At 70.5% G+C, this 14,664-nt stretch carries 13 protein-coding genes; 1 reads left to right on the forward strand and 12 read right to left on the reverse strand.

The genetic code is table 11. The features are described 5' to 3' along the window. Window positions 1-223: 223 nt before the first annotated feature. The 11 genes from ACFYUV_RS26830 to ACFYUV_RS26880 all read right to left on the reverse strand — a co-directional run bounded on the left by ACFYUV_RS26830 (window position 224) and on the right by ACFYUV_RS26880 (window position 12,499). On the reverse strand, window positions 224-1,186 hold the full coding sequence (locus ACFYUV_RS26830; protein WP_352327360.1) for an ABC transporter permease: 963 nt from the start codon (window positions 1,184-1,186) through the stop codon (window positions 224-226). Between the two features lie 42 nt (window positions 1,187-1,228). Beyond that, window positions 1,229-2,272, reverse strand: a complete 1,044-nt coding sequence (locus ACFYUV_RS26835; protein ID WP_387672306.1) for an ABC transporter permease — start codon at window positions 2,270-2,272, stop codon at window positions 1,229-1,231. Continuing rightward, a complete protein-coding gene (locus ACFYUV_RS26840; protein WP_387672309.1) occupies window positions 2,269-3,267 on the reverse strand; it encodes an ABC transporter ATP-binding protein in 999 nt (332 codons plus the stop codon). The genes ACFYUV_RS26835 and ACFYUV_RS26840 overlap by 4 nt, the downstream gene beginning before the upstream one ends. Next, complete coding sequence (locus ACFYUV_RS26845; protein ID WP_352352400.1) at window positions 3,267-4,304, reverse strand: ABC transporter ATP-binding protein; 1,038 nt, start codon at window positions 4,302-4,304, stop codon at window positions 3,267-3,269. Before ACFYUV_RS26845 ends, ACFYUV_RS26840 begins: the two co-directional genes overlap by 1 nt. Before the next feature lie 61 nt (window positions 4,305-4,365). Continuing rightward, window positions 4,366-6,192 carry an ABC transporter substrate-binding protein gene (locus ACFYUV_RS26850; protein ID WP_387672312.1) on the reverse strand — a complete coding sequence of 609 codons (1,827 nt, stop codon included), beginning with the start codon at window positions 6,190-6,192 and terminating at the stop codon, window positions 4,366-4,368. 203 nt (window positions 6,193-6,395) lie between these two features. After that, window positions 6,396-8,201: a S9 family peptidase gene (locus ACFYUV_RS26855; protein ID WP_387672315.1), complete on the reverse strand. Its 1,806-nt coding sequence runs from the start codon at window positions 8,199-8,201 to the stop codon at window positions 6,396-6,398. Between the two features lie 40 nt (window positions 8,202-8,241). Further along, window positions 8,242-9,099: a glutamate ABC transporter substrate-binding protein gene (locus ACFYUV_RS26860; protein WP_387672318.1), complete on the reverse strand. Its 858-nt coding sequence runs from the start codon at window positions 9,097-9,099 to the stop codon at window positions 8,242-8,244. A gap of 126 nt (window positions 9,100-9,225) precedes the next feature. Further along, window positions 9,226-10,143 carry an amino acid ABC transporter permease gene (locus ACFYUV_RS26865; RefSeq protein ID WP_387672321.1) on the reverse strand — a complete coding sequence of 306 codons (918 nt, stop codon included), beginning with the start codon at window positions 10,141-10,143 and terminating at the stop codon, window positions 9,226-9,228. Beyond that, window positions 10,140-10,808: an amino acid ABC transporter permease gene (locus ACFYUV_RS26870; RefSeq protein WP_387672324.1), complete on the reverse strand. Its 669-nt coding sequence runs from the start codon at window positions 10,806-10,808 to the stop codon at window positions 10,140-10,142. Before ACFYUV_RS26870 ends, ACFYUV_RS26865 begins: the two co-directional genes overlap by 4 nt. 58 nt (window positions 10,809-10,866) lie before the next feature. Continuing rightward, window positions 10,867-11,718, reverse strand: coding sequence for a glutamate ABC transporter substrate-binding protein (locus ACFYUV_RS26875; protein WP_358291919.1), 852 nt, complete (start codon window positions 11,716-11,718; stop codon window positions 10,867-10,869). Between the two features lie 25 nt (window positions 11,719-11,743). Further along, window positions 11,744-12,499: an amino acid ABC transporter ATP-binding protein gene (locus tag ACFYUV_RS26880; RefSeq protein ID WP_352327726.1), complete on the reverse strand. Its 756-nt coding sequence runs from the start codon at window positions 12,497-12,499 to the stop codon at window positions 11,744-11,746. Between the two features lie 137 nt (window positions 12,500-12,636). Here ACFYUV_RS26880 and miaB point away from each other — a divergent pair, with 137 nt between their 5' ends. After that, a complete protein-coding gene (gene miaB, locus ACFYUV_RS26885) occupies window positions 12,637-14,130 on the forward strand; it encodes a tRNA (N6-isopentenyl adenosine(37)-C2)-methylthiotransferase MiaB (protein ID WP_387672328.1) in 1,494 nt (497 codons plus the stop codon). A 57-nt stretch (window positions 14,131-14,187) separates the two neighbouring features. On the opposite strand, the gene ACFYUV_RS26890 is transcribed toward miaB, so the two are convergent. Next, window positions 14,188-14,634, reverse strand: coding sequence for a hypothetical protein (locus ACFYUV_RS26890; protein WP_387672331.1), 447 nt, complete (start codon window positions 14,632-14,634; stop codon window positions 14,188-14,190). Window positions 14,635-14,664 lie beyond the last annotated feature (30 nt).

A 14,664-nucleotide genomic window follows, 5' to 3' on the forward strand; every position in this document is an offset into this window, starting at 1 on the left:
CCGGTCCCAGGCAGCCCCGCTCGTTCCGAGGATCCCGCCCATTCCAGAGCTCGCTGGTTCCAGGCGCCCGCTGGTTCCAGCAGAGCGCTCATTCCGGGGAGCGCGGGGTAGGGGGACCGTCCAGGGGGCGGATCAGGGCCGGGTCGAAGCCTCCTGACGGGCGAGAGGGTGGCGCGTCGGCGGGCGCGCGTGGTGCGCCCGCCGGGAGGCGTCGCTCGCATTGTCAGGCCAGACGGATCCGGGGGTCCAGGAGCCCGTAGGCGATGTCCACGATCAGGTTCGCCACCACCACGGCGGTGGTGGCCAGGATGACGACGCCCATGATCACCGGCAGGTCCCCGCTGATGAACGCCTGCACCACCGCCTGCCCGATGCCGCCGAGCCCGAAGACCGACTCCGTCACCACCAGACCGCCGATCAGCGTGCCGATGTCCACGCCGAGCTGGGTCACCACGGGGGTCAGCGCGGCCCGCAGGCCGTGCCGGTAGATGACGCGACCCTCGGGCACGCCCTTGGCGCGGGCCGTACGGATGTAGTCCTCGCCCAGGACGTCCAGCATGGAGCCCCGGGTGAGCCGGGCGTACGAGGCCGCCTGGACCATGGCCAACGTGATCCACGGCAGGATCAGGTGCCGGGCCCATTCGCCGGGGTTCTCGGAGAAGGGCACGTAGGAGTCGGGCGGCAGGATCGGGGCGCCCGCCATGGTGAGCTGGAAGAAGAAGAAATACAGCAGCAGCAGGCCGACGACGAACGTCGGCATCGAGACCCCGGCCAGGGCCAGCGTGGTCAGGGCGCGGTCGAGGAACGAGCGTACGCGGGTGGCGCTGAGCACGCCGGCGCCGACGCCGACGCAGAGCCACAGGACGGCGCCGCCGAGCACCAGCGAGAACGTCGGCGGGAAGTCCTGGGCCAGCAGCTTGCCCACCGATTCGCCCGAGAAGTACGACTGGCCGAGGTCGCCGTGCAGGAGCCGGCCCAGGTAGTCGAAGTACTGGACGATGGTGGGACGGTCGAGGCCGAGGTTGTGCCGGATCAGGTCGACCTGCTCGGGGGTGGCCTGGCGGCCGGCCAGCGTACGGGCGGGGTCGCCGGGGGCGACGAAGAACAGGAAGAACGTGCCCAGAGAGACCAGCCACAACACCAGCACCCCGAGCAGCGTCCGCCGCAGCAGGAACCGTCGCAACATCAGCCCTCCACCTCCTGAAACAATCCCGGCATCCCACCCCGGTCACGAAGCAGCGGCATCGGACCCCCCAGCAGCGGCATCGGACCCGCCGACGGCGGGCGCGGAGGCCGGAGCGGACGCCGGAGCGGAGGCCGCGCGCCGGTTCCGCCGTCGCCGGCGGCTGAACAGCCGTTCCATCCGGGGATCGATGGCGTCCCTGATCCCGTCGCCCACCAGGTTGAACGCCAGTGTCGTGATCAGCAGCGAGGCCGCAGGGAAGCCCAGATACCAGTACGCCACCCGGTAGAACCCTTGGGCCTCGCTCAGCAGGTTCCCCCACGACGGGGTGGGGGGAACGATCCCGAGCCCCAGATAGGACAAGGTGGACTCGAACACGATCGCGGCCGGCACCAGCAGCGTGGTGAGCACGATGACGGGGGCCAGCAGGTTCGGCAGGATGTCCACGAACATGATCCGCGCGTCGCCGGCACCCATGGACCGGGCCGCCTCCACGTACTCGCGTTCCTTGAGCGACAAGGTCTGGCCGCGCACGACGCGGGCGATCGCCGCCCAGGAGTAGAACGAGATCACCCCGATCGTCGCGGTCAGCGAGGGCCCGGCGATGGACACCACCGCGATCGCGAAGATCAGGTATGGGAACGACAGGACCACGTCCATGAGCCGGGACAGGATGGTGTCGATGACGCCGCCGTAGTACCCGGCCAGCAGCCCGATGACGACTCCGATCAGCGCCGCCACGCCGGTCGCGACCACGCCGACGAGCAGCGAGACGCGCGCGCCGTACAGGACCCTGATGAACAGGTCGCGGCCGAGGCGGTCGGTGCCGAACCAGAACTCGCCGTTGGGCCCGACGGGCAGGCCCTGGTCGGTGATGCCGGTGTCGCGGAACTGCTCGTCGGGGTCGTGGCCGTTCCACGCCGAGATGAGCGGCGCGGCCAGGGCGAGCAGGCACAGCAGCACGACGACGATGCCCGAGATCAGGGCCACCCGGTCGGACCTGATCCGCGCCCAGGCGAGCTGCCAGGGGCTGCGTCCGGCGATCGTGCGGTCGGTGACGACGTCCGGACGGATCTCCGTGAGAGTCATGCGGTCCTCCCGGCGGTCAGGTCCTCGCCCGCCTCGACGGGGTAGTGACAGGCCACCAGGTGCTCCTGGGGCACCAGCAGCGGTTCCTCGGCCGAGCAGCGTTCACGCGCCTTCGGGCACCGCGGGTGGAACCGGCAGCCGGCGGGCGGGTCGATCGGCGAGGGCACGTCGCCGGTGAGGATGATGCGGTGCCGCCGTTCGGCCTCGTCGGGGTCGGCCACGGCGGTCGCCGACAGCAGCGCGTTCGTGTACGGATGGCGGGGCGCCGCGTGCAGCTCCTCAGCGGTGGCCAGTTCGGCCACCTTGCCCAGGTACATGACCGCGATCCGGTCGCTGACGTGCCGCACCACCGACAGGTCGTGGGCGATGAACAGGTACGTCAGCCCGAAGTCGTCCTGGAGGTCCTTGAGCAGGTTGAGGATCTGGGCCTGGATGGACACGTCGAGCGCCGACACCGGCTCGTCGCAGATGATCAGCCGGGGACGCAGCGCGAGCGCCCGCGCGACCCCGATGCGCTGCCGCTGCCCGCCGGAGAACTCGGCGGGGAACCGGTTGTAGTGCTCGGGGTTGAGCCCGACCCGTTCCATCAGCTCCTGGACGGTCCGCCGCAGCTCCTGGCCGCTCTGCACCCGGTGGATGACGAGCGGGTCGGCGATGATCGAGCCGACCCTCCGGCGCGGGTTCAGCGAGCCGTACGGGTCCTGGAAGATCACCTGGATGTCGCGCCGGTAGGGCCGCATCCGGCGCCGCGGCAGGTTCGTGATGTCGGCGCCGTCGAAGCGCACGCTGCCGGAGGTGATGGGATGCAGGCCCGCGATGCACCGGGCCAGCGTGGACTTGCCGCAGCCGGTCTCGCCGACCAGGCCGAGCGTCTCGCCGGGCGACAGCGACAGGCTGACGCCGTCGACGGCTCTGACCTGGCCGATCGTCTGCTTGATCAGCATGCCGCTGGTGATGGGGAAGTGTTTGACCAGGTTCTCGACTTCGAGCAGCATCAGGCCTCCTCCGCCGTGCCGAGCACCGCCCGCTTGCGCAGCGCCTCGGCCTCCGCGCCGAGCCCGATCGCCTCGTGCGGCAGCCAGCACGCCGAGGCGTGCCCGCGCGCGCCCGTGATGGAGGCCAGCGGCGGCCGTTCGGCGGGACAGACCGGCATCACGTACGGGCAGCGCGGATGGAAGGCGCACCCGGACGGGATCGCGATCAGGCTCGGCGGCGAGCCGGGGATGGGCCGCAGCCGTCCGCCGCGGTCGCCGGTGCTGCCCGGGATCGACTCCAGCAGGCCCTTGGTGTACGGGTGGTGCGGTTGGTAGTAGAGCGTGCGCCGGTCGGCCCGCTCGACGACGAGCCCGGCGTACATGACGAGCACTTCATCGGCCATGCCGGCCACGACGCCGAGGTCGTGCGTGATGAGGACGAGCGCGATGTCGAACTCGGCCTGCACCCGCCCGATCAGCTCCAGGATCTGCGCCTGGACGGTCGCGTCCAGCGCGGTGGTGGGCTCGTCGGCGACGATGAGCTTGGGGTTGAGCGCGAGCGACATGGCGATCATCGCCCGTTGCCGCATGCCGCCGGAGAACTGGTGGGGGTAGTCGTCCACCCTGCGGTCGGGACGGGGGATGCCCACCAGGCCCAGCAGCTCGACGGCCCGTTTCCTGGCCTCGGCGCGGCGGGTGCCGGGATTGTGGACGCGGATCAGCTCCTCGATCTGCCAGCCGACCTTGTAGAGCGGGTGGAGGCTGGTCAGCGGGTCCTGGAAGACCACGCTGATCTCCGCGCCGCGGATGCGGCGAAGCTGTTCGTTGTCGAGTCCGAGCAGGTCGACGCCCTCGAACAGGGCCGTGCCCGTGATGTCGGCGTCGGGGGTCAGCCCGAGTATCGCCTGGGTGCTCACGGTCTTGCCGCTGCCGGACTCGCCGACGATCGCCAGCGTCTGGCCGCGGTCGACGGTGAACGACAGCCCCCGCACCGCCTGGACCACGCCGTCGGAGGTGGGGAAGGACACCTGGAGGTCGGTTACCTCAAGCAGGCTCATATGTCTCCCTCGCGGCCGTCCCGCGGGCCCGCCTGCCGGCGCGCCCGCGGGAGGCCGGTCGTCAAGGCGTGTTGGGGTTCAGCCAGAGGTTGGTGACGTCGAAGACCTGGTACGAGGGCAGGTACAGGGCGTTCTGCACCCGCTTGTTCTTGTAGAGCGGCGTGTTCTGGTTGTTCAGCGGCACGATCACCGCGTCGGCCAGCACCGTCTGGTCGGCCTCGTGCCACAGCGCCGCGGCCTTGGCCTGGTCGGTCTCGGCGAGCGCCCGCTTGATCAGGTCGTCCACCTTGGGGTTGCTGTAGCAGCCGTAGTTGCTGGTGCCGGCGTTGCAGTTGGTCTGGAACAGCGGCTGCATGACCGCGCGGCCGTTGTTGCCGTACCAGTCGGGGATCCAGCCGGGGGCCGACAGGTCCCATTCGCTGTTCTTGGCGTGCGAGGGCGTCTGCAGGTAGGTGTAGTAGTCGCCCTGGCGCAGCGGCAGGCCCTTGACGGTGATGCCGCACTTCTTCAGGTCGGCCGCGTACGACTGGTAGTTGGCCGGGTGGTTGCCCGCGTTGCGGAAGGCGCCGATGAGGGTCAGCCCGTTGGGGTAGCCGGCCTCGCTCAGCAGTTGCTTGCACTTGGCGGGGTCGCCCTGGTCACCAGGCGTCGGGTACGGGTTGTACTCCTGGTAGCCGATGTTGCCGGGCGGGATGACCGTGTGCAGCGCGGTCGCGACGTCCGCGCCGCCGTAGATCTTGGCGATGGCGGTCTTGTTGATCGCGTACTCGATGGCCTGGCGGACCTTGAGCTTGCCCATCGCCCCGCCGGCGTTCTTGCTCTGCAGGTTGAACACCACGTACGGGTTCGTCACCGCGCCGGGGAAGATCGTGAAGTTGGGGTCGTTGCTCTTGAGCTGCGGGATCTGGGAGGTCGGCACCGGCAGGTCCCACGACAGGTCGGCGCTGCCGGCCTCGATCTGCTGCTGGACCGCGTCGGGCTCGCCGACGCCCATCTTGACGTCGATGGCGTTGACGTACTGGTGCCTGATCGGGTCGGACTCCTGCTTCCAGGCCGGGTTCTTCTCCAACCGGATCGACTTGGTGGCCACGTACGAGGTGATCTTGTACGGGCCGTTGGAGATCACGTGCTGGCGGAAGGTGGCGTCGTCGGGGACGTACTGGTCGTACTCCTGCGGCGCCGCCGAGGCGAAGTTCAGGGCCAGGATGTTGAGGAAGTCACCGGCCGGCTGGGTCAGGGTGAAGACGACCGTCTTGTCGTCCTTGGCCTGCACGCCGGCGATGTCGTGGCCGTTCTGGAAGTCGGCCAGGGCCTTGGCGGTGGGCTTGGCCTTCTCGAACGCCTTGATGTAGGCGTCGCAGTACTCGGCCATGCCCTTGATCGTGCTGGTGTAGTAGCCGGGCGCGCCGGAGCCCGCCACCGGGTTGCAGATGCGCTTGAACCCGCGGACGAAGTCGCCCGCCGTCACCGGCCGCGGCGGCTGGGTGTCCCACTGCACGCCGTCGCGCAACTTGATCGTGTACGTGAGCTTGTCGGCGCTCAGGCCGCCGTTCGCCTCGGTGGGCAGTTCGGTCGCTATGTCGGGCAGCACCTCGTAGCCCTTGGTGGTGTCGGCTCCCGCCGCGACGCCCTGGAGGGCGTACAGCTGGCGCGAGTAGCCGCGCATGATCCCGATGGTGACGACGTAGTAGATGCTGGTCGGGTCGAGATGGTCGACGTCGCCCGAGCCCACGAGCCTGAGCGTGCCGCCCGTGACGGGGCTTCCGGAGCTCTGGCTCGCTGCGGGGGGCGGAGCGGATTTGCTGGTTCCGTTCTGCGTCGCGCAGGAGGTGGCGAGCAGAGTTGCCGCCGCCACCGTGATGATGCTGAGATGGCGCAAGCTGGCCATCTGGCCTCCCTCGTGCCGAGATGGGGGTGTTGTTGGCTGGCACAGCTGGGGCGCGCGTCGTGGCCGCGACGCGCGCCCCACGTTTACTGAGACGAGCAACCCATGCCGGAGGAAGACTGTCGAGGTCGGTTACGTAACTGTTTGCGACTAGCGACTGGTCGGTAATGCTGATTCAGTACGGGAATTGTCTGGAGATCGCGACATTAACTGAATAGCTGCTGGTAGAAAGCCAGCTCGGCGGCCAGGGCCGCGACCCGCGTCTCCAATCGGCGAAATCCATGGGATTCGCCGTCGAAAGCGAGATAAGTGCACGGGACGCCGCGCTCGGACAATGCGTCGGCGAAGGCCGTCGACTGCTCGGGCGGCACCACCGGGTCGTCGAGCCCCTGCAGCAGCAGCATCGGGCAGGACACCCCGTCGACCAGGCCGAGCGGCTCCCTGGAGGCGTAGACGGCCGGGTCGTCGCCGACCAGCCACTCGACGTAACGGGACTCGAAGTCGTGGGTGTGCGCGGCGAGCGGCGCGAGCGCGCTGACGCCGTAGTAGGACACCCCGCCCGCGAACACGCCGGAACGGCAGCAGGCGGCCATCACGGTCCAGCCGCCCGCGCTGCCGCCGCGCACCGCGATCCGGGCCGGATCGGCCAGCCCGGAGTCGGCCAGCCACTGGGCGGCGGCGACGGTGTCGGCGACGTCGACCAGCCCCCACTGGCCGCGCAGCCGCTCCCGGTAGGCGCGGCCGTAGCCGGTGGAGCCGCCGTAGTTGACGTCGAGCACGCCGATGCCGCGCGAGGTCAGGAACGCCTTCTCCAGGTCGAGCGCCGTGTCGGCGTGGGCGGTCGGGCCGCCGTGCACGAACACCACGAACGGCGTCGGCTCCTCGGCGACCTGGTGCAGGAAGGCGTGGACGGGCCGCTCGCCCGGCACGACCACCGGCCGCGGATCGGGCACCCCGGACAGGTCGGGCAGGCGCTCGCCGGCCCGCGCCAGGGGCTCGGCCCGCCCGGCGGCGACGTCGACCCGCACGACCGAGCGCGGCAGCCGGGCCGCGTGGCCGACGCCCGTCACGGACATGCCGTCGGCCGCGAGCGCGGCCTGCCAGCCGGTGTAGGGCAGGTCGAGGTCGTGGAGCGCTCCCGTGGCCGGGTCGAGCACGCCCAGTCGCAGGTCGCCGCGCCCGTGCAGGACGGCGAGCCGCCCGTCGCCCAGCACGGCGTAGGGCGCGCCGCCGAGCTGCCACGGCGGCTGCGTGAACTCCTCCTCGGCCGGGCACAACGCCCGCGGCGCGGCGCCGTCGAGGCCGCACTCGTAGAGGTTCCACCAGCCGGAGCGGTCGGAGACCAGGTAGAGGGTGGCGTCGTCCTTCCAGGCGGGCGACAGGACGGACTCCGCCTCGCCGCCCAGCACCGTGCGGGCCTGCCCGTCGCGCAGCCGGACGACGCGCAGCTCGGTGCCGTCCCAGGGCATGCGGGGGTGGTTCCAGCAGACGTAGGCCAGGTGGGCGCCGTCGGGGGACGGGACGGGGGAGGCGTAGAAGTCGTGGCCGCAGGCCCGCTCCCGGGGCTCGCCGCCCTCCAGCGGGATCGACACGACGGACCGGGTGATCTTGCCGTGCTCGTCGTGGCGCTCGCGCACCGCCCAGACCTCGCCGTCGTGGACGCTCAGGTCGGCGTAGCGGGAACCTTCGGCGGTGAGGGGTTTCGGCTGGCCGTTTTGCCCGAGAAGGTACAGGCGCTGGTCGGCCAGGCCGGCGAAGACCACGTCGCCGCCGGGCGTCACGGCATAGGGACGCCCGCCGTACTCGTGGACCCTCGTGCGCGCGCTCCAGGGGGCGGGCAGCAGGTCATGGCAGGTGCCGTCGGCCTCGCGGCGGACGATCGCGGTGCGGCCGCCCTCGCCCGGACGGTCTTCGGTCCACCACACCCGGCCGCCCTGCGCGACGGGCCAGCCGGGCCGCAGACCGGCGGCGGCGACGTCGCGGGCGGAGATGGGGGACGGCCAGAAAGGCATACCCGCATCCTGCCGGAAGATCCGGGGCCATGGGGCACGATCAAGAACATCTCTCCTGCGGCGGCATCGAGGTGGGCAGGTTGAGCCCAGTGTCGCCGAACCACTTGCGCAGCAGGCGCGTGGCCGTCCCGTCCCGCCACATCTCGACCACGGCCTGCTCGGCGGCCTCGCAGGTGACGATGTCGCCCTTCTTCAGGCCGATGGCGTACCGCTCGTCGGTGAAGGGGTCGTTCAGCAGCCGGAACAGGCCGGGGGCCTGCTGGGCGAAGCCGGCCAGGGTCAGGTCCTCGGTGGAGACGGCGTCCAGCTCGTCGTCGCTGAGCTTGCGCACGCAGTCGGAGTAGTTGGCCGCGGGCACGGCCACGACGGGCAGATCGAGCTTGCCGTCAGGAGGCGGGTCGGCGACGCGCTTGAAGGAGTTGGAGCCCGGCACCTGGCACACGCGCTTGCCCCGCAGGTCGTTCACGTCGCGGATGGACGCGTCCTCGGCCCGGACCATCGTGTCCTGGTGCACGAGCACGTACGGGCCGGCGAAGGTCACCTTGGGCCGGCGGGCCTCGGTGATGGAGTAGGTGGCGAACACCATGTCCACGGTGCCGTTCTGGAGCAGCGCCTCGCGGCCCGCCGCCGGCGCCTCCCGCCAGGTGATGCGCACGGGACGGCCGCGGGCCAGCTTGGCGACGACGTACCGGGCGACGTCCACGTCGAAGCCCACGGGATCGCCGGGACCGGCCTTCAGGCCCAGGCTCGGCTGGTCCCACTTGGTCCCCACGATGACCTGGCCGGTGCCCCTGATCTTGCCCACGACGTCGGAGTAGGCGCCGCCGCCGCCGCACGCCACCGGTACGGCGAACGCGGCCGTGCCGGCCAGCGCCACCACGACTCCACGTATCCGCACGCACAGGAGTCTGTGGGCTCGGCGGCCCCGGAGGGCCGGTCCGCGTGCCGGGTGGACGAAGATCTGAGGCTTTCTTTACGAGACGGCGGCGGGACGGGCACCCCGGCCCGCCGCCGGGCCCGCAGGTCACTCCACGGGGATGTCGGGCGCCATGCCGCCGCCCTCGGTGCCCTGGCCGGTGGCGACGCCGACGGAGGCCGCGCCGGGGGTGGCGATCGGCCGCGCCGAGGTCTTCCTGCTGCGCCGGCTGCGCCGCTCCAGCAGGGTGGCCAGGTAGCTCAGCGTCATGTTGAGCGCCACGTAGATGACGCCGATGACGATCGCCGCCGGGATCAGCGAGCCGAAGTACGCGGCCGGCAGGATCTTGAACCCGGTGTTGAGCAGGTCGACGTAGGCGATGATGTAGCCGAGCGCGGTGTCCTTCAGCAGCACCACGAGCTGGCTGACGATCGCCGGCATCATCGTCGTGACCGCCTGCGGCAGCAGCACCAGGCGCAGCACCTGGTTCTTGCGCATGCCCACCGCGTAGGCGGCCTCGGCCTGCCCCTTGGGGATGGCGTGCACGCCCGCGCGCACGATCTCCGCCAGCACCGAGCCGTTGTAGAACATCAGGCCCAGCACCACCGCGATGAAGGCGTAGTCGCCGCCACCGGCGATGGCCGGGGCCAGGTAGAAGATGAAGAAGATCAGCAGCAGCAGCGGGATGGACCTGAAGATCTCCACCACCGCGGCCGCCGGCACCCTGATCCAGGCGTGGTCGGAGAGCCTGGCCAGGCCGAAGACCGCGCCGAAGACCAGCGCGAGCACCGCCGCGGCGGCCGCCGCCTCCAGCGTGCCGAGCAGGCCCGGCAGGATGAACTCCTGCCACACCTCGGCCGTCAGGAACGGCTGCCAGATCTTGCCGTCCCACTGGCCCTTGGCGTCGAAGCCCCGGTAGACGAAGTACACGACGGCCAGGACCGCCAGGACACTGATCGCCGTCAGCAGGTGGTTGCGCAGCCGGGCCCGGGGGCCGGGGGCGTCGAACAGGACGGACGCGCTCATCGTGCCACCGCCAGACGCCGGGCCAGCCAGCCGGAGAAGAAGCCGATCGGCATGGTCACGAGCATGAAGGCCACGACCACCCCGAGGAAGATCGGGATCGAGGCCCCCGTGGTGTCGAACGTGAGCTTCATCTCCGCGGCCACGTCGGCGGCGTACCCGCCGGCCACCGCCACCGTCGTGTTCTTGATCATCGCGATCATCACGCTGGCCAGCGGCGCGATGACCGATCGGAACGCCTGCGGCAGGATGATCAGCCGCAGCGTCTGCATGAAGCTCAGCCCGATCGCGCGGGCCGCCTCCGCCTGTCCCATCGGGACCGTGTTGATGCCCGAGCGCACCGCCTCGCACACGAACGCCGACGTGTAGATCGACAGGCCCATCGAGACGATCCAGAAGGAGTTCGTCCGCGGCTCGCCGGAGAAGACGAGGCCGAGCTTGTCGCTCAGGCCCAGCGCCGAGAACGCCAGCACCAGGGTGAGGGGGGTGTTGCGCACCACGTTCACATAGACCGTGCCCACCGCGCGCAGCACGGGCGTCGGGGAGACGCGCATCCCGGCCAGGACCGTCCCGAGGACGAGCGAGACGACCGCGGCCACGAGCGCGATCCTGATGTTCCCCCAGAAGCCCATCGCGAGGTCGGGCAGGTACTTGATTAGTTCATCCATCGTGCTCCACCGCATAGAGCGGCGGCGGCCGGGATCCCGGCCGCCGCCTCTGGCGTGACTAGCTGCAGCCCTCGGCCGGGGGCGCGGTCTCCGACAGCTTCAGGCCCTCGATGCCGCCGAACCACTTCTCCAGCAGCTGCTTCATGGTGCCGTTGTCCCAGATCTTCTTCACCGCGGTGTTGACGGCCTCACACGTCTTGGTGTCGCCCTTCTTCAGGCCGATGCCGTACTTCTCGTCGGTGAAGCCCTGGCCGAGCACCTTGAAGTTGCCGCCGGCCTGCTTGGCGAAGCCCGCCAGGATCAGGTCGTCGGTGGTGACGGCGTCGAGGTTGCTGCCCGACAGCTTCTGCACGCACTCGGAGTAGTTGGCCGCGTCGACGGTCGTGGCGTCGATGTCGAGCTTGCCGTCCGGGGGCGGGTCGGTGACGCGCTTGTAGGAGTTGGAGCCGGCCGCCTTGCAGATCTTCTTGCCCTTGAGGTCCTGCGGGGCGTTGATCGCGGCGTCGTCCTTGCGGACCATGATGTCCTGGTGCGCGATCACGTACGGGCCGCCGAAGGACACCTTGGCCTTGCGCTCCTCGGTGATGGAGTACGTGGCGAAGACGATGTCGACGGTGCCGTTCTGGAGGAAGGGCTCGCGGTTGGAGGAGGCCGACTCCTTCCACTCGATCTGGGCGTCCTTGCCGCCGTTCATCTCCTTCAGCACGGCCTTGGCGACGTCGACGTCGAAGCCCTCCGGCTCCGACCCCTTCTTCAAGCCCAGGCTCGGCTGGTCCCACTTGGTGCCGACCACGACCTTGCCGCCGTCCTGAACCTTCTCCAGGACGCTGGCGTAGGTCTTGTCACCGCCGCAGGCGGCCAGGGCGGCGAGCATGCCCACTCCCGTGACCACCGCTCCCAAACGACGCATGTGCATGTATACCTGCCTCAAAATCTCAGTGCGTGAGGATCTTCGAAAGGAAATCACGCGCGCGGTCGGTCTGCGCGTTGGTGAAGAACTCGTCGGGGGTGTTCTCCTCCACGATCTGCCCGTCCGCCATGAAGACCACCCGGTTGGCGGCCCGGCGGGCGAATCCCATCTCGTGCGTGACGACCATCATCGTCATGCCGTCACGTGCCAGCCCGATCATCACGTCGAGCACCTCCTGGACCATCTCCGGGTCCAGGGCCGAGGTGGGCTCGTCGAAGAGGATCATCTTCGGGTCCATGGCCAGCGCACGTGCGATCGCGACCCGCTGCTGCTGGCCGCCGGAGAGCTGGGCCGGGTACTTGTCCGCCTGCGCGGCGATGCCCACCCGTTCCAGCAGCTCCATGGCCCGCGCGTCGGCCGCCCGGCGGTCCTTGCGGCGCACCTTGATCGGGCCGAGCGTGACGTTCTCGCGGATGGTCTTGTGCGCGAACAGGTTGAAGGACTGGAACACCATGCCGACCTCGGACCGCAGCCTGGCCAGCCCCCTGCCCTCCTCGGGCAGCACCTGGCCGTCGAACACGATCCTGCCGTCGTCGATCGTCTCCAGGCGGTTGATCGTCCGGCACAGCGTGGACTTTCCACCGCCCGAAGGCCCGATGACCACCAGAACCTCGCCACGAGAGACGGTCAAGTTGATGTCCTTCAGGACGTGCAACGCCCCGAAGCGCTTGTTGACGCCCTCCAACTGAACGAGTGGAGTGGCGTCGCCGTTCTCCGTCATGGACCAAAACGGTAGAGGTCATTAAGGCGCTGGTCACTAACCAGGTGGTACCGATCCGGTCACATCGAGCCGTCAAGCTGGTGTTTTAGACGGGGGCGGCTGCCGCGAGCCGGACAACGACTACCCTTGAACCTGCCATGACTGTGACCCAGGAGAGCGCCCGCACGTACGAAGTGCGCACATACGGGTGCCAGATGAACGTGCACGACTCCGAGCGCCTTTCCGGCCTGCTGGAAGACGCCGGCTACGTGCCGGCCCCCGACGGCCGGACGGCCGACGTCGTCGTGTTCAACACGTGCGCCGTGCGGGAGAACGCCGACAACCGCCTTTACGGAAACCTCGGCCACCTGCGGCCGGCCAAGATGGACAACCCGCGCATGCAGATCGCGGTGGGCGGCTGCCTGGCCCAGAAGGACCAGGGCGAGATCGTCCGCAAGGCGCCCTGGGTCGACGTCGTCTTCGGCACCCACAACATCGGATCCCTGCCGGTGCTGCTGGAGCGGGCCCGGGTGGCCGGCGAGGCGCAGGTCGAGCTGAAGGAGTCGCTGGAGGTCTTCCCCTCCACGCTGCCCACCAAGCGCGAGTCGGCCTACGCGGCGTGGGTCGCGATCTCGGTCGGCTGCAACAACACCTGCACGTTCTGCATCGTGCCGTCGCTGCGCGGCAAGGAGAAGGACCGCCGTCCCGGCGACGTCCTGTCCGAGGTGCGCACGCTCGTCGGCCAGGGCGTCCTGGAGGTGACGCTGCTCGGCCAGAACGTCAACACCTACGGCGTCGAGTTCGGCGACCGGCTGGCCTTCGGCAAGCTGCTGCGGGCCTGCGGCGACGTCGAGGGCCTGGAGCGGGTGCGCTTCACCTCGCCCCACCCGGCCGCCTTCACCGACGACGTCATCGCCGCCATGGCCGAGACGCCCAACGTCATGCACCAGCTGCACATGCCGTTGCAGTCGGGCTCCGACCGGGTGCTGAAGGCCATGCGCCGCTCCTACCGGGCCGAGCGCTACCTCGGCATCATCGAGCGGGTGCGGGCCGCCATGCCCGACGCGGCCATCTCGACCGACATCATCGTCGGCTTCCCCGGCGAGACCGAGGACGACTTCCAGGCCACCCTCGACGTCGTCCGGCAGAGCCGCTTCGCCAACGCCTTCACCTTCCAGTACTCCATCCGTCCGGGCACCCCGGCGGCCACCATGGAGGACCAGATCCCGAAGGAGGTCGTCCAGGAGCGTTACGAGCGCCTGGTGGCCCTGCAGGAGGAGATCTCCTGGGAGGAGAACAAGAAGCAGGTCGGCCGCACGCTGGAGGTGCTGGTCGCCGAGGGCGAGGGCCGCAAGGACGACGCCACGCGCCGCCTGTCCGGCCGCGCCGCCGACAACCGGCTCGTGCACTTCGCGGTGGGCGAGGAGACCCCGAGGCCCGGTGACATGGTCACCGTCGAGGTCACCTACGCCGCCCCCCACCACCTGGTCGCCGACGGCGCGGTCCGGGCGGTGCGGCGCACGCGGGCCGGCGACGCCTGGGAGGCGCGCCAGGGCGCCCCGGCGAAGGGGGCCGGCGTGCTGCTCGGCATGCCGTCCGTCGGCCGCCCGGCGGCTCCCGCCCCGGCCGCCGGAGCCTGCTCGGCCCACTGAGCCACCGCGTTCCGACACCCCGCCGCTCCTTCGGGACGGCGGGGTGTCGCGCGTGGGTCAGCGCCTGAGACGGTCGAGGAAGCTGTAGCACGGCTGCCGACGGAAGTCGTCGAACGTGGCGCACGGATCGGGCCCGCCGGCCCGTACGGAGGGAGGCGGCGGCGGGGGAGGCGCCTGACGGTCCGGCTCGGGGACGACCCGTTCCCTGGGCGGCGCCTGCGGGGACGCGTGCGGGGCCGGACGGCGTACGGCGGCCCGCCGGGACGGACGCGGCGGCGCGACCAGCGGCGGACGCGTGGGAAGCGCCCTGGGCGCGAGCGGCGAGGACAGCTCGCCCTTCACCGGCCTGCCCTTTCCCGGAGAGTTCGAGGGCTCGCCCGGCTCCGGCTCCGCCGTCGTGGGCCGGTCGGGCGCCGGCACGGCCTCCATCCACCCCGGCGACCAGGGGCCGGGCGACCAGGGGCCCGCCGACGGGGTGGGCGGCGCCGGGGACGGCTCGGCCACCGGCGAGCCCGCGATCCGCGAAGGAAAATA

The organism is Nonomuraea sp. NPDC003560, from assembly GCF_042878785.1.
GTDB lineage: Bacteria > Actinomycetota > Actinomycetes > Streptosporangiales > Streptosporangiaceae > Nonomuraea.

Coding starts and splice junctions, on each gene's coding strand:
- ACFYUV_RS26880 (WP_352327726.1), bottom strand. CDS start 12,499: ATGACGGAGAACGGCGACGCCACTCCACTCGTTCAGTTGGAGGGCGTC.
- ACFYUV_RS26870 (WP_387672324.1), bottom strand. CDS start 10,808: ATGGATGAACTAATCAAGTACCTGCCCGACCTCGCGATGGGCTTCTGG.
- miaB (WP_387672328.1), top strand. CDS start 12,637: ATGACTGTGACCCAGGAGAGCGCCCGCACGTACGAAGTGCGCACATAC.
- ACFYUV_RS26845 (WP_352352400.1), bottom strand. CDS start 4,304: ATGAGCCTGCTTGAGGTAACCGACCTCCAGGTGTCCTTCCCCACCTCC.
- ACFYUV_RS26840 (WP_387672309.1), bottom strand. CDS start 3,267: ATGCTGCTCGAAGTCGAGAACCTGGTCAAACACTTCCCCATCACCAGC.
- ACFYUV_RS26855 (WP_387672315.1), bottom strand. CDS start 8,201: ATGCCTTTCTGGCCGTCCCCCATCTCCGCCCGCGACGTCGCCGCCGCC.
- ACFYUV_RS26850 (WP_387672312.1), bottom strand. CDS start 6,192: ATGGCCAGCTTGCGCCATCTCAGCATCATCACGGTGGCGGCGGCAACT.
- ACFYUV_RS26865 (WP_387672321.1), bottom strand. CDS start 10,143: ATGAGCGCGTCCGTCCTGTTCGACGCCCCCGGCCCCCGGGCCCGGCTG.
- ACFYUV_RS26875 (WP_358291919.1), bottom strand. CDS start 11,718: ATGCGTCGTTTGGGAGCGGTGGTCACGGGAGTGGGCATGCTCGCCGCC.
- ACFYUV_RS26835 (WP_387672306.1), bottom strand. CDS start 2,272: ATGACTCTCACGGAGATCCGTCCGGACGTCGTCACCGACCGCACGATC.
- ACFYUV_RS26830 (WP_352327360.1), bottom strand. CDS start 1,186: ATGTTGCGACGGTTCCTGCTGCGGCGGACGCTGCTCGGGGTGCTGGTG.